The 17,678-nt window shown below is 61.8% G+C and carries 22 protein-coding genes; 16 read left to right on the plus strand and 6 right to left on the minus strand.

Annotated features, from left to right (window positions below; genetic code table 11):
• Window positions 1–5 precede the first annotated feature (5 nt).
• Both AC27VQ_RS25145 and AC27VQ_RS25150 read left to right on the plus strand, forming a co-directional pair.
• Window positions 6–1,097 (plus strand): YjgN family protein, encoded by a 1,092-nt coding sequence (locus AC27VQ_RS25145; RefSeq protein WP_488718484.1) that lies wholly within the window; start codon window positions 6–8, stop codon window positions 1,095–1,097.
• Complete coding sequence (locus AC27VQ_RS25150) at window positions 1,087–2,178, plus strand: M48 family metallopeptidase (protein ID WP_488718485.1); 1,092 nt, start codon at window positions 1,087–1,089, stop codon at window positions 2,176–2,178. The genes AC27VQ_RS25145 and AC27VQ_RS25150 overlap by 11 nt, the downstream gene beginning before the upstream one ends.
• 218 nt (window positions 2,179–2,396) lie before the next feature.
• Here the strand turns inward: AC27VQ_RS25150 and AC27VQ_RS25155 are convergent, their stop codons facing one another.
• The gene (locus AC27VQ_RS25155; RefSeq protein WP_488718486.1) at window positions 2,397–3,440 is read right to left on the minus strand and encodes a Fe(3+) ABC transporter substrate-binding protein; all 1,044 of its coding nucleotides are present in this window, start codon (window positions 3,438–3,440) and stop codon (window positions 2,397–2,399) included.
• A gap of 179 nt (window positions 3,441–3,619) precedes the next feature.
• Here AC27VQ_RS25155 and rirA point away from each other — a divergent pair, with 179 nt between their 5' ends.
• On the plus strand, window positions 3,620–4,084 hold the full coding sequence (rirA, locus tag AC27VQ_RS25160) for an iron-responsive transcriptional regulator RirA (protein ID WP_313531178.1): 465 nt from the start codon (window positions 3,620–3,622) through the stop codon (window positions 4,082–4,084).
• Between the two features lie 21 nt (window positions 4,085–4,105).
• Here the strand turns inward: rirA and AC27VQ_RS25165 are convergent, their stop codons facing one another.
• The gene (locus AC27VQ_RS25165; RefSeq protein WP_313531176.1) at window positions 4,106–4,513 is read right to left on the minus strand and encodes a response regulator; all 408 of its coding nucleotides are present in this window, start codon (window positions 4,511–4,513) and stop codon (window positions 4,106–4,108) included.
• Window positions 4,514–4,637: 124 nt separating this feature from the next.
• On the minus strand, window positions 4,638–5,351 hold the full coding sequence (locus tag AC27VQ_RS25170) for a helix-turn-helix transcriptional regulator (protein ID WP_313531174.1): 714 nt from the start codon (window positions 5,349–5,351) through the stop codon (window positions 4,638–4,640).
• Window positions 5,352–5,847: 496 nt separating this feature from the next.
• Between AC27VQ_RS25170 and AC27VQ_RS25175 the strand changes: the two genes are divergently transcribed.
• From AC27VQ_RS25175 to AC27VQ_RS25210, 8 genes are all read left to right on the plus strand, one after another.
• Complete coding sequence (locus AC27VQ_RS25175; RefSeq protein WP_488718487.1) at window positions 5,848–7,443, plus strand: ABC transporter substrate-binding protein; 1,596 nt, start codon at window positions 5,848–5,850, stop codon at window positions 7,441–7,443.
• Window positions 7,444–7,544: 101 nt separating this feature from the next.
• The gene (locus AC27VQ_RS25180) at window positions 7,545–8,549 is read left to right on the plus strand and encodes an ABC transporter permease subunit (RefSeq protein ID WP_421593321.1); all 1,005 of its coding nucleotides are present in this window, start codon (window positions 7,545–7,547) and stop codon (window positions 8,547–8,549) included.
• An 11-nt stretch (window positions 8,550–8,560) separates the two neighbouring features.
• Window positions 8,561–9,448, plus strand: coding sequence for an ABC transporter permease subunit (locus tag AC27VQ_RS25185; protein ID WP_421593323.1), 888 nt, complete (start codon window positions 8,561–8,563; stop codon window positions 9,446–9,448).
• On the plus strand, window positions 9,448–10,302 hold the full coding sequence (locus AC27VQ_RS25190) for an ABC transporter ATP-binding protein (protein ID WP_313531167.1): 855 nt from the start codon (window positions 9,448–9,450) through the stop codon (window positions 10,300–10,302). The genes AC27VQ_RS25185 and AC27VQ_RS25190 overlap by 1 nt, the downstream gene beginning before the upstream one ends.
• Complete coding sequence (locus AC27VQ_RS25195) at window positions 10,299–11,129, plus strand: dipeptide ABC transporter ATP-binding protein (RefSeq protein ID WP_488718488.1); 831 nt, start codon at window positions 10,299–10,301, stop codon at window positions 11,127–11,129. The genes AC27VQ_RS25190 and AC27VQ_RS25195 overlap by 4 nt, the downstream gene beginning before the upstream one ends.
• 12 nt (window positions 11,130–11,141) lie before the next feature.
• Window positions 11,142–11,657, plus strand: a complete 516-nt coding sequence (locus tag AC27VQ_RS25200) for a gluconokinase (RefSeq protein ID WP_488718489.1) — start codon at window positions 11,142–11,144, stop codon at window positions 11,655–11,657.
• 10 nt (window positions 11,658–11,667) lie between these two features.
• On the plus strand, window positions 11,668–13,308 hold the full coding sequence (locus AC27VQ_RS25205) for a dihydroxyacetone kinase subunit DhaK (RefSeq protein ID WP_488718490.1): 1,641 nt from the start codon (window positions 11,668–11,670) through the stop codon (window positions 13,306–13,308).
• Between the two features lie 120 nt (window positions 13,309–13,428).
• Complete coding sequence (locus AC27VQ_RS25210; RefSeq protein WP_313531160.1) at window positions 13,429–13,773, plus strand: RidA family protein; 345 nt, start codon at window positions 13,429–13,431, stop codon at window positions 13,771–13,773.
• A gap of 50 nt (window positions 13,774–13,823) precedes the next feature.
• Here AC27VQ_RS25210 and AC27VQ_RS25215 read toward each other — a convergent pair whose 3' ends face one another.
• Entirely contained in the window at window positions 13,824–14,624 is an 801-nt protein-coding gene (locus AC27VQ_RS25215; protein WP_313531158.1) for a response regulator, read from the minus strand.
• 149 nt (window positions 14,625–14,773) lie between these two features.
• Here AC27VQ_RS25215 and AC27VQ_RS25220 point away from each other — a divergent pair, with 149 nt between their 5' ends.
• Entirely contained in the window at window positions 14,774–14,971 is a 198-nt protein-coding gene (locus AC27VQ_RS25220; protein ID WP_313531157.1) for a NepR family anti-sigma factor, read from the plus strand.
• Window positions 14,972–15,046: 75 nt separating this feature from the next.
• On the opposite strand, the gene AC27VQ_RS25225 is transcribed toward AC27VQ_RS25220, so the two are convergent.
• Both AC27VQ_RS25225 and AC27VQ_RS25230 read right to left on the minus strand, forming a co-directional pair.
• Complete coding sequence (locus tag AC27VQ_RS25225) at window positions 15,047–15,307, minus strand: YMGG-like glycine zipper-containing protein (protein WP_421593333.1); 261 nt, start codon at window positions 15,305–15,307, stop codon at window positions 15,047–15,049.
• 131 nt (window positions 15,308–15,438) lie between these two features.
• Entirely contained in the window at window positions 15,439–15,594 is a 156-nt protein-coding gene (locus AC27VQ_RS25230) for a DUF3309 family protein (RefSeq protein WP_298103954.1), read from the minus strand.
• Window positions 15,595–15,770: 176 nt separating this feature from the next.
• Between AC27VQ_RS25230 and AC27VQ_RS25235 the strand changes: the two genes are divergently transcribed.
• From AC27VQ_RS25235 to AC27VQ_RS25250, 4 genes are all read left to right on the plus strand, one after another.
• Window positions 15,771–16,109: a hypothetical protein gene (locus AC27VQ_RS25235; RefSeq protein WP_421593334.1), complete on the plus strand. Its 339-nt coding sequence runs from the start codon at window positions 15,771–15,773 to the stop codon at window positions 16,107–16,109.
• Window positions 16,110–16,189: 80 nt separating this feature from the next.
• Window positions 16,190–16,387, plus strand: coding sequence for a CsbD family protein (locus tag AC27VQ_RS25240; protein ID WP_421593335.1), 198 nt, complete (start codon window positions 16,190–16,192; stop codon window positions 16,385–16,387).
• Window positions 16,388–16,559: 172 nt separating this feature from the next.
• A complete protein-coding gene (locus tag AC27VQ_RS25245; RefSeq protein WP_117368344.1) occupies window positions 16,560–16,727 on the plus strand; it encodes a DUF1328 domain-containing protein in 168 nt (55 codons plus the stop codon).
• A gap of 132 nt (window positions 16,728–16,859) precedes the next feature.
• Complete coding sequence (locus tag AC27VQ_RS25250; RefSeq protein WP_314092837.1) at window positions 16,860–17,360, plus strand: TIGR00645 family protein; 501 nt, start codon at window positions 16,860–16,862, stop codon at window positions 17,358–17,360.
• Window positions 17,361–17,678 lie beyond the last annotated feature (318 nt).

Below are 17,678 nucleotides of genomic sequence, written 5' to 3' on the forward strand. Positions count from 1 at the left end.
CAACCATGTCTTTGGCAGGATCGCCGCAACCCGCAGGGCAGGCGGGCGGCTTTCATCGCATCACGTTTACCGGCAAGGCGTCGGAATATTTCGGCATCTGGATCGTCAACGTTCTCCTGACGATCCTGACGCTCGGCATCTATTCGGCGTGGGCGAAAGTCCGGCGCAACCGCTATTTCTTCGGCAACACCGTGCTGCTCGGCCGGTCCTTCGAATATCATGCCAAGGGCCTCCAAATCCTCATCGGCCGCCTCATCGTTCTCGGCGCCTTCGTCGTGCTGAACGTCATGGCGGCCATCGTGCCGATCCTCGTTCTCCTGCCGACCCTCGTCGTTCTGATCGCGCTGCCGTGGCTGGTCGCCAAGGGCCTGCGCTTCAGCGCGCGTGTCACCAGCTATCGCAATGTGCGCTTCGATTTCGTCGGCGGTGCGGGCGGTGCCTTCAAGGCCTTCATCCTCGGCGGCCTTCTGGCCGTCATCACGCTCGGTATCCTGACCCCGCTCGCCAGCCGGTGGGTCTCCCGTTATATCGGCTCGAACCTGCGCTATGGCGGCAAGGCCTTCGAGACGGATCCGAAGCTCGGCGCCATCTACAAGTCTTGGCTCCTGTCGTTCCTGATCGCCATTGTCGGGCTTGGCATCATCGCCCTTCTGGTCGTCGCCAACATCTCGCTCATCCTGCCGATGATCGAGACGCCCGGCTCGCTGACGCCCGAACAGCAGATCCCGCTCGTGATCAGCGCGGTCATCGGCTACGTCGTGCTTTTCGCGACGATGGGCATTGCCGGCCTGTTCTACCGGGCGGGCGTGCGCAACATCGCCTGGTCGGCCACGACCTTCGACGGCAAGCATCAGCTGCTGAGCGACCTGTCGCGCACCCGCTACACCTGGATTGCGATCAGCAACGTCATCGTCACGCTTCTCACCCTGGGTCTGATGCGGCCCTGGGCGGCGGTGCGCATGGCGCGCTATACCTTCGAGCACACCGGCATTACCTTCACCGGCGATGTCGGCGAGCTGTTCAGCGCGCTGGAGGCGCAGGGGTCGGCCGTCGGGGCCGAGTTCATGGACTTTGAAGGTTTCGATTTTGGCTTCTGAGACCGCGACCATCACCGGCGGGGCCATCGCCAAGGGAGATTGGCACCCCGCCGGCTCCAGCCGTTCGGTCGAGGCTCGCCTCGTCGAACGGGCCGGGGAAATCGCCGCGCTGCCGGCCGACGGCGAAAAGCCGCTCGCCGGTGCCGGCCTCTCCTGGGTCGAAATCTCCGGCCGCGTCGGCTCCATTCCGCGCCGGGTGACCTTTCCGGATGGATCGGTCTTCGAGACCTGGGACAATGACGGCATCGACCGCTTTCTAGCCGCACGCGGCAAGGGCGGGGCCGGGCTGGTGCACTGGCTGGAGCAGTTTCGCCTGCGCCTCATCGTCATCGTGCTCGCCGCCTTTGCGCTTGGCAGTATCGTTTACCGCTGGGGTGTGCCTGCGCTTGTCGAGGTCGCCATCCTCACCACGCCGCCCATCGTCCCGCAGCTGATGTCGCAGGGCACCTTGCAGGCGCTCGACAAGACCACTTTCTCGCCGACGAAACTCTCGGCGGAAAAGCGCGACGAGATCGCCGACGGTTTTGCGCGCATCGCCGCGCAGTCGCCGCGGGGGGCAGGCGCTTACAATCTCAATTTCCGCGACGGCGGCTTCATCGGACCGAACGCCTTTGCGCTGCCGGACGGCACGCTCGTCGTCACCGACCAGCTCGTCGAGCTGGCCGGCAAGGACAGCGAGATGATCGTCGGCGTGCTCGCGCATGAAATCGGCCATGTCGAACTCGAACACAGCCTTCGTCAGCTCTATCGCGCCGCCGGCATGACGGGCCTCATCATGCTGATTGCCGGCGACGTCGGTTCCAGCGTAGAGGATGTTCTGGTGCAGGGCGGCGGCCTTCTGGCGCTGTCCTATTCGCGCGACGCCGAGAGCGCCGCCGACCGGCGCTCCGTCGAGCTGATGGCGAAGGCCGGCTACGACCCGACCGCCATCGCGCGCTTCTTCACGCTGTTGGAGGAGAAGCTCGGCGACACGTCGGACACCAACCTGCTCTCCACCCATCCCGGCACGCCGCAACGCAAGAAGGAGATTATCGACTACGCCCGGATCATCTCCGGCCAGTCGGATCCGGATTTGCAGTAGGAGAGACGGTCGCGGTTATCTGCCCGCTGCCGTTTCCTCCCCTCCGACGTCATCCTTGGCCTCGAGCCGAGGATCCACCGCCGCACTCGGAGCATGGATGGTCGGGTCAAGCCCGACCATGACGGACGAGAAGTCCTGATGCCATAGCATTGGGCGTGAAATGAAAAACGGCGGCCCGAGAGCCGCCGTTTCCGTGTTCGCCTTGGGAGGCTTGGTTGTTACTGCGACGGACCGTCATTGTAGCCGACCTTGTCGACGAGCTCGGAGGCTTTCTTGCGGTTGGCCGCGATGTCGACGAGAGGCAGCGTGTCGGCCTTCAGCGTGCCGAAGGATTTGACGACGTCGGAGGGCTCGGCACCCGGCAGGACCGGATATTCATAGACCTGCTGGGCATAGATCTGCTGTGCGGTGCCGGCCGACAGGAATTCCATCAGCTTCAGCGCATTGTCCTTGTTCGGGGCGTTCTTGGCCATGGCCATGCCCGAGACGTTGACATGCGAGCCGCGGTCGTTGGCATTGGGGAAGAGCACCTTGATGGCGGCGGCCCATTCCTCCTGCTCCGGCTCCTTCTCGTTGGTCATCATCAGGCCGACATAGTAGGAATTGCCGAGCGCGAGGTCGCATTCACCGGCGAGGATGGCCTTGGCCTGATCGCGGTCGCCGCCGTCGGGCTTGCGGGCGAGGTTGTTCTTCAGGCCGGTCAGCCACTTTTCAGCCTCGGCTTCGCCGTGATGGGCGATCATCGAGGCGATCAGGCCGATATTGTAGGAGTGCTGGCCGTCGCGCGTGCAGATCTTGCCCTTCCACTTCGGGTCGGCAAGCTCCTCATAGGTGATCTCGTTCTGCGCGACGCGGTCCTTGGAGGCATAGACGACGCGCGAACGCGTGGTCAGGCCGAACCAGTTGCCGTCGGGATCGCGGTACTGCGTGGGGATGTCCTTGTTGATGACGTCGCTTGCCACCGGCTGCGTCACGCCGCCATCCTTGGCTTCCGTCAGGCGCGAGATATCGACCGTCAGGATGACATCGGCCGGCGAATTGGCGCCTTCGGCCTGGATGCGCTCCACGAGGCCCTTGTCGAGGAAGAGCACATTCGTGGCGATGCCGGTTTCCTTGGTGAATTCGTCGAGCAGCGGCTTGATCAGGTCCGGCTGGCGATAGGAATAGATGTTGACTTCACCGTCTGCGAAAGCGGGTGCCGCGAAGGCCAGGCCGGTGGCCGAGAGAGCGAGGGCGGCGAGAGACGTCTTGAGCAGGTGCATCGGTCCTCCAGGTGCATTTATTCTTTACTGCCAAAGTCGTCTTTAGCGGCTTGCCCCTTCCAGTCAACCGTGCTGCGGTGCGCATAACATGAATGTGATTTTCCGCTTTTTGGAATTGTTCTAAATGGCGATCTATCCTATATGTGGTGGAACCTGAGAAACCGGATTCGGAGTTCCCGATGCGTCTGACGAAACAAACCAACTATGCGGTGCGCATGTTGATGTACTGCGCGGCGAATAGTGGAAAGCTCAGCCGCATTCCGGAGATTGCCCGCGCCTATGGCGTCTCGGAGCTGTTTCTGTTCAAAATCCTTCAGCCGCTGACCCGCGCCGGCATCATCGAGACGGTGCGCGGCCGCAATGGCGGCGTGCGCCTGCCGAAGCCCGCAAGCGAGATCACGCTGTTCGACGTGGTGCGCGTGACGGAGGATTCCTTCGCCATGGCCGAATGTTTCGAGGCCGGTGAAGTCGAATGCCCGCTGGTCGACAGCTGTGGGCTCAATTCCGCGCTGCGCAAGGCGCTCAACGCGTTCTTCGAAGTGCTTCAGCAATATACGATCGATGATCTCGTCAAGGCGCGCCCGCAGATCGGCCTGCTGCTCGGTCTCGAAACCGCGCCGCTGGCCCAGCAGCCGGCGGCCTGACCGCCGGCGCTTTGGCCGGCGTCAGATACCCGCGCCGGCATCCCGCTTCACATATTCCTGCAGAATGAATTCGATGGCCGTCGGGTCGAGTTCGGCCTTGTCGATGCGGAAATCGACGCCGTAGTCGTCGATCTTCTGGAAATAGGCATCGCTGATCGACGAGGAGATGACGCCGACAGGGCCGATATAGCCATTGCGGCGCAGTTCCGGCACGGTCTCGCGGAAATCCGCCTGCGGCTGCAGCCGATTGTCCATCAGGATCATGTCCAGCGGCGCACCGGCGGCGCGAATGAAGCCCAGTGCTGCCTCTACCGTCTCCACATAATGCAGCGTGATCGCATAACTCGTAACCTTGCGCATCAGAGCGCGGAGGATGACGTTTTCCGCGGGATCGTCATCGACGAGCAAGATATGCACGGGTGCTGTCATGGCGGTAGGTGAACCTGATTGCATTAAGCTAGTGGCCTGGATCGGCGGCTACTCTCATCCAGTCCGTGAGTATTAACAAGTCCCTAACTCTACTATCCCTCAGTCAGGATCCGGTTTTGTAACGCTACTGTATGATCTGTTCGCGGATTGCCTTTGCCACCATCTGCGTGCGGTTGACCACATCGAGCTTTTTCAGGATCGTCGCCGTATGTGAATTCACCGTATGCTCGGAGACTGACACGATGAGGGCGATCTCGCTTGCGGTCTTGCCGTAGGAAATCCAGCGGAGGATTTCCGTCTCGCGCGGGGTCAGGCCCATTCCGGCCTTGTTGGCGAGAACCTGGCGGTGGAAGTAGTCGAAGGCGCAATTGGCCTCGTAGCAGATCTCGTAGTGTTCGCGGCGGTCGATATCGTCGCCGTCGCCGAGGAAAAGCACGGCATAGCGTGTGCCGTTCACCGAATGCACGGGAATGGATAGGGCCATGTCGAAGCCGATCTGATCGAGGAAATCGGAACCATTGCGCGCGCCGTTCTCGAAATGGTCGGTGCTGCGCCAGACGGTCGAGATCGTCGATTTGTAGAAGCTCTTGAAGAGTGTGGAGTCGTTGAGGCGGTACCGCTTGTCATAGGTCTCCGCCAGCCCCGCCGGCAGATCATGCAGCATCAGGCGCGTGGCGAGCTGGCTCGTCTCGTGCTCGTTGATGAGCTGCAACACCCCGAAATGCTCGAAGCCGTAGCGCAGCGCCATGGTGTGGAAGATGCGAAAGAAATCGACGCGATTGAGAGCCTTCTCAAGATCGCCTTCGAAATCGTACCGCCTGTAATGTCTGTTCAACACGGGCACGTGGCCTCCACCCCCAGAATCCACAGATGGAATCTAGCGCCACAATCTCTGGCGGCAAAGGGTTTTGCGGGACAATTTCGCGGGGGGAGATCGTTTTTTTGCGGGTAGTACGGTCAAGCGATTGGAAACAAAGGCCGAAAATGAAAGCGAGGCTGCCCTTTTCTTTTTCGCTTTGCCCCGCCGCCACGGAGGAAAGCAGAAAAGGACAGCCCCTCTTGCCTCGTTGTCGCGTTATGACATGCGGCCTGCGCCGCCGCTATCAGGGGTGGTGGGGATTGACCGGGAGGCGCAGACTGATTCGCGGCGCTTTTAAAGCGGTTTCGAATGCTGTGGAGAATAAAGTTCCGCCGTTTTTTCCGATTGGACAAATTTGTTTGCGGACTTATTGCAATCCTGCGGCAAATGTCGTTCCATCCGCGCAAGCCGGGGCTGGAAATGCACCCGAGCTCGCAAACAAGAGAACAAAAAAGCAAACCTGGGAAGCTCAACTATGAAAAAGCTGACTACTCTCCTCGCAGCGACGGCGCTTGCCTCGATGATGGCATCTGCCGCCTGGTCGAAGACACTGGTCTATTGCTCGGAAGCCTCGCCGGAAGGCTTCGATCCTGGCCTCTACACGGGCGGCCAGACCTTCGACGCCACGTCGCGTACCGCTTACAACCGCCTCGTCGAATTCAAGCATGGCGGTACGGAACTGGAACCGGGCCTCGCCGAGAGCTGGGATGTTTCGGCTGACGGCAAAGAATACACTTTCCACCTCCGCAAGGGCGTGAAGTTCCAGACGACGGACTATTTCACCCCGACCCGCGAACTGAACGCCGACGACGTCATCTTCTCGTTCGAGCGTCAGTACAAGGCTGACAATGCCTGGAACAAGTATGTCGCCGGCGCCTCCTGGGAATATTTCGCCGGCATGGGCTTCCCGGATCTGATCGACAAGATCGAGAAGGTCGACGACCTCACGGTCAAGTTCGTGCTGAAGCGTCCGGAAGCGCCGTTCATCGCCAACCTCGGCATGGACTTCGCCTCGATCCTTTCCAAGGAATATGCCGACAAGCTCGCGGCTGACGGCAAGATGGAACTCTTGAACCAGCAGCCGCTCGGAACGGGTCCGTTCACCTTCGTTGCCTACCAGACGGACGCCGCGATCCGCTACAAGGCCAACCCGGACTACTGGAACGGCAAGCAGCCGATCGACGACCTCGTTTTCGCCATCACCACGGACGCTGCCGTGCGCGCGCAGAAGCTTAAGGCCGGCGAGTGCCACATCATGGCCTACCCGAACGCTGCCGACGTCGCCGAGCTGAAGAAAGACGAGAACCTCCAGGTTCTCGAGCAGGAAGGCCTCAACGTCGCCTATCTCGCCTATAACACGCTGGTTCCGCCGTTCGACAAGGTCGAGGTCCGCAAGGCTCTCAACATGGCCGTCAACAAGCAGGCCATCGTCGACGCCGTCTTCCAGGGCGCGGCAACGGTTGCCAAGAACCCGATCCCGCCGACCATGTGGTCGTACAACAATGCCGTCGAAGACGACAAGTACGATCCGGACGCGGCCAAGAAGATGCTTGAAGACGCCGGCGTCAAGGATCTCAAGATGAAGATCTGGGCTATGCCGGTTGCCCGTCCGTACATGCTGAACGCTCGTCGCGCAGCTGAACTGATGCAGGCCGACCTTGCCAAGATCGGCGTCACCGCCGAGATCGTCTCCTACGAATGGGCCGAATACCTGAAGCTCTCGTCTGCCAAGGACCGCGACGGCGCGGCCATCCTCGGCTGGACGGGCGACAACGGCGACCCGGACAACTTCCTCGACACCCTGCTCGGCTGCGACGCCGTCGGCGGCAACAACCGCGCGCAGTGGTGCAACAAGGAATTCGACGACCTGATGACCAAGGCGAAGGAAACCGCCGACGTCGCAGAACGTACGAAGCTCTATGAGGAAGCCCAGGTCATCTTCAAGAAGGAAGCCCCCTGGAACACCCTCGACCACTCGCTCGTCGTCGTACCGATGAGCAAGAAGGTCTCGGGCTTCAAGATGGACCCGCTGGGCATTCACCGCTTTGACGGTGTAGACATCGCCGAATAAGATCGGTCAGAAGAACGGCACGCCGCAAAGAGCGTGTTATGGCCGGCGGCTCGAAGACATTCGAGCCGCCGGTTTTTCACAATAAGAAGGGATTGGCTCCCATGTTTCGCTTTATCTTCGGACGGCTCGCCGTCCTGATACCCACGTTCCTCGGGGTATCGATCATCGCGTTCTCCTTCATTCGACTTTTGCCGGGCGATCCGGTCATGCTGATGTCGGGCGAACGCGTCATGTCGCCGGAACGGCACACCGAGCTCATGCATCAGCTCGGCCTCGACCGGCCCATGTATATCCAGTATTTCGACTATCTGGCCGGCCTGCTCCAGGGCGATTTCGGCTCGTCGATCGTCACCAAGCGGCCGGTTCTGGATGACTTCGTCAACCTCTTCCCGGCCACGCTGGAACTGTCTCTCTGCGCCATCATCGTCGCCGTCGCGCTCGGCATTCCCGCCGGCGTGCTTGCCGCCGTCAAGCGGGGGACCTGGCTCGACCAGTCGATCATGGGCGTCGCGCTCATCGGCTATTCCATGCCGATCTTCTGGTGGGGCCTGCTGCTCATCATCTTCTTCTCCGGCTATCTCGGCTGGACGCCGGTCTCGGGACGCATCTCGCTGATGTATTTCTTCCCGCAGGTCACCGGCTTCATGCTGATCGACAGCCTGATCTCCGGGCAGGCCGGCGCCTTCAAATCGGCGCTGACCTATCTGATCCTGCCGACAGTGGTGCTTGCGACCATTCCGCTTGCGGTCATCGCGCGTCAGACCCGCTCGGCCATGCTCGAAGTGCTCGGCGAGGACTTCGTCCGCACCGCGCGCGCCAAGGGTCTTTCGCCGTTCCGCGTCATCGGCGTGCACGCGCTGCGCAACGCGATGATCCCGGTCATAACCACGATCGGCCTGCAGGTCGGCGTACTGCTCGCGGGCGCCATCCTTACCGAGACGATCTTCTCCTGGCCGGGCATCGGCAAGTGGATGGTCGATAGCGTCTTCAAGCGCGACTATGCCGTGGTGCAGGGTGGTCTGATGCTGATCGCCGCCGTCATCATGATCGTCAACCTCGTGGTCGACCTGCTTTACGGCTGGATCAACCCGCGGATCCGGCACTAGGAGGCGGTCCCGTGACAACTGTTCAAAACACCACGCCGCCTTCGGGCCTATACGAATTCTGGTTCTATTTCTCGCGCAACAAGGGCGCCGTCATCGGCCTGTTCATCTTCCTGGTGATCCTGATCGTCGCGGTCTTCGCGCCCTTCGTCGCGCCGCACAATCCGAGCGTCCAGGGCCGTGACGTGCTTCTCCTGCCGCCCGTCTTCTCCGAAGGCGGGACCTGGGGACACATCCTCGGCACCGACGCCGTCGGCCGCGACATCCTCTCGCGCCTGATCTACGGCGCGCGCTTCTCGCTCTTCATCGGTCTCGTCGTCGTGACGCTGTCGGTGGTTTCGGGCGTGCTGATCGGTCTCGTCGCCGGCTATTTCCGCGGCAAGGTCGATACGTTCATCATGCGCATCATGGATATCATCCTGGCGTTTCCCTCGCTGCTACTGGCCCTCGTGCTGGTGGCCGTGCTGGGGCCGGGCCTGGTCAACGCCATGATCGCCATCTCGCTCGTCAACCAGCCGCATTTCGTGCGCCTGACGCGTGCGGCCGTGATGACCGAGAAGTCCAAGGACTATGTCGTCGGCTCGAAGGTCGCGGGTGCCGGCACCATGCGCCTGATGTTCCTTACGATCCTGCCGAACTGCCTGGCACCGCTCATCGTTCAGGCGACGCTCGCCTTCTCGGCGGCGATCCTCGATGCGGCAGCCCTCGGCTTCCTCGGCATGGGCGCGCAGCCGCCGACGCCGGAATGGGGCACGATGCTCGCCGAAGCGCGCGAGTTCATCCAGCGTGCCTGGTGGGTCGTGACCTTCCCCGGCCTTGCCATCCTCATCACCGTGCTGGCCATCAACCTGATGGGTGACGGCCTGCGCGACGCCCTCGATCCCAAGCTGAAGAGGTCGTGATGTCGCTTCTCGAAATCAAAAACCTCACCGTCGAATTCCAGACGGCCTCCGGCCCCTTCCGGGCGGTGGATGGTGTGTCCCTCAAGGTCGACGAGGGCGAGGTTCTCGCCATCGTCGGTGAATCCGGCTCGGGCAAGTCCGTCTCCATGCTCGCCGCCATGGGCCTTCTGCCCTGGACGGCCAAGGTGACGGCCGATGTGCTGACCTTCAACGGCCGCGACATGAAGGCCATGTCCGATGCCGACCGGCGCAAGATCATCGGCAAGGATATCGCCATGATCTTCCAGGAGCCGGTTGCCAGCCTCAATCCGTGTTTCACCGTGGGCTTCCAGATCGAGGAAGTGCTGCGCATCCACACCGATCTCGGCCGCAAGGCGCGCCGCGACCGGGCGATCGAACTGTTCCAGCTGGTCGGTATTCCGAACCCAGAAGAACGCCTCGGCCACTTCCCGCACCAGATGTCGGGCGGCCAGTGCCAGCGCGTGATGATCGCGACAGCCCTTGCCTGCAACCCGAAGCTTCTCATCGCCGACGAGCCGACCACCGCGCTGGATGTGACGATCCAGAAGCAGATCCTCGACTTGCTGATGAAGCTCCAGGCCGAACACGGCATGGGCCTCATCATCATCACCCATGACATGGGCGTCGTCGCTGAGACTGCCGATCGTGTGATCGTGCAGTACAAGGGCCGGCAGATCGAGCAGGCCGACGTGCTGTCGCTCTTCTCTGAACCGAAAAGCGTTTACACGAAGGCGCTGCTCGCCGCCCTGCCGGAAAATGCCACCGGCGGCCGTCTGCCGACGATCACCGAAAAACTGACCGACGCCGAGATTTTTGCGGGAGCCGTACGATGACCCCAGTTCTCGAAGCAAAGAACCTGAAGCGCGACTATCATATCCCCGGCAGCATGTTCAAAGCCGGCAAGACCGTGCACGCCGTCAAGGGCGTGAGTTTCAAGGTCGAGCAGGGCAAGACGCTCGCCATCGTCGGTGAATCCGGCTGCGGCAAGTCCACCCTTGCCCGCATGGTCACGATGATCGACCCGATTACCGAAGGTGAAATGCTGATCGACGGCCGCAAGGTCGATATCGCCAGCGAGCCGCTGACCTCCGAGATGCGCAGCAAGGTGCAGATCGTCTTCCAGAACCCCTATGGTTCGCTGAACCCGCGCAAGAAGATCGGCGATATCCTGACGGAACCGCTGATCATCAATACGAAAATCCCGGCGGGAGAACGGCGCGACCGCGCCATGGCGATCCTCAAGAAAGTGGGCCTCGAAGAGAAGCATTACGGGCGCTACCCGCATATGTTTTCCGGCGGCCAGCGCCAGCGCGTGGCGATCGCCCGCGCGCTGATGCTCAATCCGCGCCTTCTGGTGCTCGACGAGCCGGTCTCCGCACTCGACCTTTCGGTGCAGGCCCAGGTGCTGAACCTGCTCGCCGACCTGCAGGACGAGTTCCACCTGACCTATGTTTTCATCAGCCACGATCTCTCGGTCGTGCGCCACATCGCCGATGATGTGATGGTGATGTATTTCGGTGAGGCCGTGGAATATGGCAGCCGCGATCAGGTCTTCAATGATCCGCAGCACAGCTATACGAAAACCCTCTTTGCCGCGACGCCCCGCGTCGATGTGGACGCCATCCGCGCCCGCGTCGAACGCCGCAAGCGCGTCGCCTGAGGTTTGGACGCGATGACGAACGCGCGCGCGATCGTCGTCATGGGCGTTTCCGGTTGCGGCAAGACCTCGGTTGCCGAGGGCCTTGCCGCAACCCTTCCCGCCGCTTTCATCGAGGGCGACAGCCTGCATCCGGCTGGGAATGTCGAGAAAATGTCCAAGGGCATCCCGCTCGACGACGCGGACCGCTGGCCCTGGCTCGACATTATCGGTCACGCCCTTTCCGATGCGCTTGCGCAGGATAAAAGCATCGTCGTCTCCTGCTCGGCCCTCAAGAAATCCTACCGCGACCGCTTGCGCGCCGCCGCCGGCGGCAAGCTTGCCTTCGTCTTCCTGAAGGGCAGCCGCGAATTGCTGCTTGGCCGCATGACCGCCCGGCGCAATCATTTCATGCCGGCGAGCCTTCTCGATAGCCAACTCGCGACGCTGGAAGATCCCTCGGGTGAACCGGGCGTCATCGCGGTTGACATTGACGCCCCCATCGAGAGGATCGTGGCGGCCGCATTGCAGGGACTTGCGGCCCAGATATAGGGAGGCCGCCATGAAACATTTCCTCAACCGGCGCGAAGACATCGTCACCGAAGCGCTCGACGGCCTGCTGATGACGGCGCCCGAGGGTCAGTTGGCTCGGCTCGACACCTATCCCGACATCAAGGTCATCCTGCGTGCCGACTGGGCGAAGGACCGTGTCGCGGTCGTCTCCGGCGGCGGGGCGGGGCACGAGCCCTCCCATGCCGGCTTCGTCGGCCGCGGCATGCTGACGGCCGCCGTTTCGGGTGAAATCTTCGCCTCGCCCAGCGTCGATGCCGTGCTGACGGCCATCCGCGCGGTGACGGGAGAGGCGGGTTGCCTGCTTGTCGTGAAGAACTATACCGGCGACCGACTGAACTTCGGCCTGGCCGCCGAGCGCGCCCGTGCCGAAGGTTTCAAGGTGGAGATGGTCATCGTCGCCGACGACATCGCGCTGCCGGATCTGCCGCAGCCGCGCGGTATCGCCGGCACGCTCTTCGTGCACAAGATCGCAGGCCATCTGGCCGAGACGGGCGAAAATCTAGAAGCCGTCGCCACCGCCGCCCGCGCCGCGGCCGGCGACATCATTTCGCTTGGCATATCGCTCTCCTCCTGCTCGATCCCCGGTCAGGCGTATGAAGAGCGGCTCGGTCCCGACGAAGGCGAACTCGGTCTCGGCATTCACGGCGAGCCCGGCGTCGAGCGCATTGCCGTCGACAGTGCCCGCTCTCTGGTGGCGACCATGGCGGAACGGCTCGCCGGCCACATGGCGGGGGAGGGCAACTATGCGCTTCTCATCAACAATCTCGGCGCCGTGCCGCCGCTCGAAATGGGCGTGGTCACGAACGCGGTCCTGTCCTTGCCGCTGGCCAGCCGTATCCGCCTGGTTATCGGCCCCGCGCCGCTGATGACCGCGCTCAACATGAACGGCTTCTCACTCTCTCTCATCAAGCTCGATCCAAGCCGCGAAAGGGCGCTCCGCGCCGCCGTTGCGCCGCACGCGTGGATGTCGCCCGTCGAGCCAAAGCCCATCACCATCCTGCCGCGTCCCACGTCCCTCATTGCCGAAGCACCTGCGGCCAGCGCCGATGCCGGCACGGAAAGCGCCATCCGCACGGTCTGCGCCGCCCTCGTCGCCCTTGAAGCGGACCTCAATCGCCTGGACGCCCGCGCTGGCGATGGCGATACGGGCTCGACGGCGGCGGCCGGCGCTCGCAGCATCGAAAGCCGTCTCGCTATCCTGCCGCTTGCCGATCTCGCGGCGACATTCGGCCTGATCGGCGCAACACTCGGCACCAGCATGGGCGGTTCCAGCGGCGTCCTGCTGTCGATCTTCTTCACCGCCGCGGGACAGACCCTCTCCAGCGGCGTTCCGGTGGCCGAAGCGCTGCTCGCCGGCCTCGACCGCATGACCTTCTATGGCGGCGCAAAACCGGGAGACCGCACGATGATCGATGCGCTCGATCCCGCCCTGCGCGCCCTTGCCGCCGGTTCGCTTTCCGATGCGGCAAAGGCGGCGCGAACGGGGGCGGATGCCACGAAGCGCATGACCAAGGCCAAGGCGGGCCGTGCGGCCTATATCGGCGAACGCGATCTGGAGGGTGTGTCCGATCCGGGTGCGGAAGCCGTGGCCGCGGTCTTCGAGGCTTTGGCGGTACCTCGTCCAGCGTGAATCGCAGCATAATCCGCACCTTGCCACTGGCGTCCCGCCGCGCTGCCCCCTATAGACGACGGGCCTGCGGCTTCGCCCGTGGGTTTCCCGAGAGATTTTTCGACCTGACAGGAACGACACATGGACATCAAACGCTTTGAAACCGGCGCCCGCATGAGCGGCGCCGTCGTGCACAATGGCACCGTATATCTGGCTGGTCAGGTTGGTCAGGCCGGCTCCGACGTCACCGAGCAGACCAAGCAGGCTCTGGCCGAAGTCGATCGTCTGCTGGCGCTCGCCGGCACGGACAAGACCCGCATCCTTTCCACCCAGATCTGGCTCGCCGACATGACGGATTTCCCGAAGATGAACGCCGTCTGGGACGCCTGGGTGCCGCAGGGCCACACGCCCGCCCGCGCCACCGGTGAATCCAAGCTCGCGACGCCGGATTATCTGGTCGAAGTCATCGTCGTCGCCGCACTCTAAGCCGCGACCGATTGCACAAATGAAAAGGCCCGCTTTCGCGGGCCTTTTTGTTATGCGGATTTGGCGAGCCGCGCCTGTTCATCGAAGAACAGCGCCTGGCTGATCAGCGCCTTCACCATGTCCGGATTGAACGGCTTGGTGACGAGGAAGGCCGGTTCGGGCTTTTCGCCGGTCAGCAGCCGCTCGGGGAAGGCGGTAATGAAGATCACCGGGATCGTGCTGTTCTTCAGGATATCGTTGACCGCGTCGATGCCCGAGGAGCCATCGGCAAGCTGGATATCGGCCAGCACCATGCGCGGCGCGGTGCGGTGATAAAGCTCGACTGCTTCCGAATGGGTGCGCGCGATGCCCGTCACATTATGGCCGAGGCCCTTGACCATGTCCTCGATGTCCATGGCGATCAGCGGCTCGTCCTCGATGATCATGATGTCGGTCGCGACCTGGCTGGAAATATCGCGCGAGGCTTCGTCGAGAAGTTCTGCGAAACGCTCTTCCGAAACGTCGAGAATGTCGGCAGCCTCGGCCATGTCGAAACCTTCGACGGCGACCAGCAGGAATGCCTTGCGCTCGGCCGGCGGTAGGTTGGCGAGGTTTGCGGCGGCCTGGCGCTCCCAGCCGAACGGCGAGGTGTTTTCCGGCAGCGTCACGTCAAGGTTCTCGAAGAGCGTGCAATAGAGCCGGTAGAGGGCGATCCGGTCGCTGCGATCCTGAGGGTAAATCGAAATATCGGCGACGAGCGCTTCCAGCATGGCGGCCACATACGCGTCACCAGACGTCTGGGATCCCGTGACGGCACGGGAAAAACGCCTGAGATAGGCGAGATGCGGTGCGATACGGGTGGAAAGTGACATGAAGTTCTCCCTGAATATGTTCCGCATCGGAACCGTTTCCGCTAGAGTTCATTGTGCGGAAACCTATTGGTAGCATGCTAAGTCTGACTTGCTATTGGGAATCTTGGGCAAAAGGAAGATAGCGGTCGGCAGGCAATGGAAACAAGACCATGATCGAGCCCAGTAAAGACAAGAGACGTGGCAGCGGCAACGCCTCCGCCAAGGCTGCCTTCGACCCGAACGGACCGGTCGGCCGCAAGCTGAAATCCTTCTACGACGTCATCGAGACCGAGCCTGTTCCCAATCGATTGCTCGACCTCTTGGAAAAGCTCGACGAGGCCGAACGGAAAGCCAACGGCGGTTCCTGAAAGCATTTCTCTTTCCCTGTCCAAGACACGACGAAACGGGCCGCGAGGCCCGTTTCGGTTTCTGCGCGATGCCGATTAGCGGCAACGGGCTTCGTAGCGGTGGCCACGGCGGTCGCGGTAGACGCAGTAGCCGTCCCGGTCCGAGCGGGCGATGAGATAGCCCGCAGCACCGCCGATGGCCGCACCCGCCAGTGCGCCGCCGGCTCGCCCGGTCACGGCGCCGCCGATGATGGCGCCCGAGGCCGCACCGATCGCGGTGCCGCGCTCGGTCTGGCTGCAGGCTGTGAGCGTCACGGTGGACGCAACGAGGGCTAGCGCGATGATGGTGTTCTTCATGGTTCCGGCTCCTGGCTGGTTCTGGAGCATTTCCAGCCGAAGCGATCTCGCTTCGGTGTCGGATAATGCGGTTAAAACAAAATTTTAGGGCATTTTCGATGAACCGGCGTTCATCGAAAATGCCCTGGCGATCAGATTCGTCCCATGAGGACGAGAATGAGAAGGATCACGACGATCAGGCCAAGCCCGCCCGACGGGCCATAACCCCAGCCGCGGCTGTATCCCCAGTTCGGCAAGGCGCCGACCAGAAGAAGGATCAGGATGATGAGGAGAATGGTGCCGAGCATCTGCGCTTCCTTTCACGTCCGCTTCGCAATCGAGCGATGGGCCGATAACGGGGAGAAGGCAATTTTGTTCCCGAAAATGTGACGGACGGCCATTGTCGTCCGCCGGAACCTTTTTGCGCGCCGCTCCATTTCCCGACCAACGATGAATGCCAATCCGATGGATGATGGAGAGTGAAATGGAACACATTGCCGCATTCATGCTTCTCATCGGCTGCAACGCCGGCAGCCTGTCCTGCGAAGAGCTTCCAGCACCGCAGGTGGCTTTCGAATCCATGGAGGAATGCGTCGGCGCCCTGCCGGTCGCCCTTGGCGGGGCCGGTGCCAAGGGACGCATCGTGCATGCCCGTTGTGCTGCAATCGATCCGGCCTGGGTGGAAGAAGATATCGAGATCAGCTGGCGCATGAGCCGCGAGAAGGGTCTTGAAGTCGATATCCGTGAAATCACGCCCCCGGCGGATGGCCTGCTTGTCGCTGAAAACGTGCATCCGGCGCTGGGCGTTGCTCGGGCGCACTGAAAAATCCCGGAACTTTTCCGGCCGCAAAAGATTTCCTTATCGTCAACGCCACGCGTTCAACGAACAGAAAGGACAGCGACATGAATTGGGACATCATCGAAGGCAAGTGGACTGAATACAAGGGCAAGGCCCAGGCACAGTGGGGCAAGCTCACTGATGACGACCTCGATGTGATCAACGGTCGCCGGGTCGAGCTCTCGGGCAAGATTCAGCAGCGTTACGGCCTCGCCAAGGAGGAGGCCGAGCGGCAGATCGACGAGTGGGAGCGCCGCCACTAGGCTGGCTGCTGACCACGTTGGTCTCCGTTCAAGCCGCCGCAGCCGAAAGGCCGCGGCGGCATCGTTTTGTGAAGAAGAAAAAGCGGATTCAATGTGTTTCTTTAAAGCAAGAGCGCCGGAACCTTTTTCACAGCCGGTCGTTTCTCCAGCGATATAAAGAAGGAGTTCGAAAATGCTCTACTACGCTGTGGTCTTTCTCGTCATCGCTCTCGTCGCCGGCCTGCTCGGCTTCGGTGGTATTGCGGGCGCATCCGCCGGTATCGCGCAGATCCTGTTCTTCGTCTTCCTGGCGCTTCTGGTCCTGTCGCTCGTTGCGGGCCTGTTCCGCCGGGCTCGATAAAGACGATCCGATCCTTTGAAGAAGGGCGGTGTTTCAAGACACCGCCCTTTTGCTATGCGCGCATGGCCTTGCGGGCTGCAGGAGCATTGGTTAATCAACCCTTGACCAGCCGAATCCCCTGGAGCCCTTCCGATGAAATCCCTCGAACTCCTCGTCGAACGCATCATCCTTTCGAGCCGATGGATCCTCGTGGTCTTCTATCTCGGCCTCGTCGCCGCGCTCGCCGTCTATGCCGTGTCCTTCCTCTACAAGTTCATCAAGGTGGCAAAGAACGTCTTGGTCTATGACGACGCGCAGATGATCCTTGCAATGCTGGGACTGATCGATGCCGCGCTGGTCGCCAGCCTCATCCTCATGGTGATGATTGCCGGCTACGAGAATTTCGTCAGCCGCTTCGATGAAGCGGAGAAGGACGTCTCCTTCCTAGGCAAGCTCGATTCCGGCAGCCTGAAGATCAAGGTCGCCTCCTCGATCGTCGCGATCTCGTCGATCCACCTCCTGCAGGTCTTCCTGAACGTGCAGCAATATACCGACGGCCGACTGATGTGGCTGACGCTGATGCACCTCGCCTTCGTCGTCTCGGCCGTGCTGCTTGGTTTCCTTGAGCAGATCATGGGCAAGCTGAAGGGCTGATCCGTCGCGAAAGCGAAGAGGGGAGGGCGCCGCGGTCATCCGCCGGCGCCCTTTTTGTTTGGCGTGAAGTCAAGCGAAAGATCGCCGATGTCCCCGACATTCTCCTTATGCACCGGCCCGTTTTGACGTTTTCACGGTAGCGGAAAGGGGTGCGGTACATGTGTACCGCATGGCAGGCGTTTCGTGCGATGATTTCCTGGCCTCAGGGGATGTTTCGGGTGGTCAAAGATAGGATCACTCAAAATACATCTTTAATTTCAATCACTTGTCGATTTTCTCTATTTTTATGAAAAGGGGTGTTGACGGATTGGGTAAGGG

The organism is Shinella sp. 20P9.1.1 (assembly GCF_057798995.1).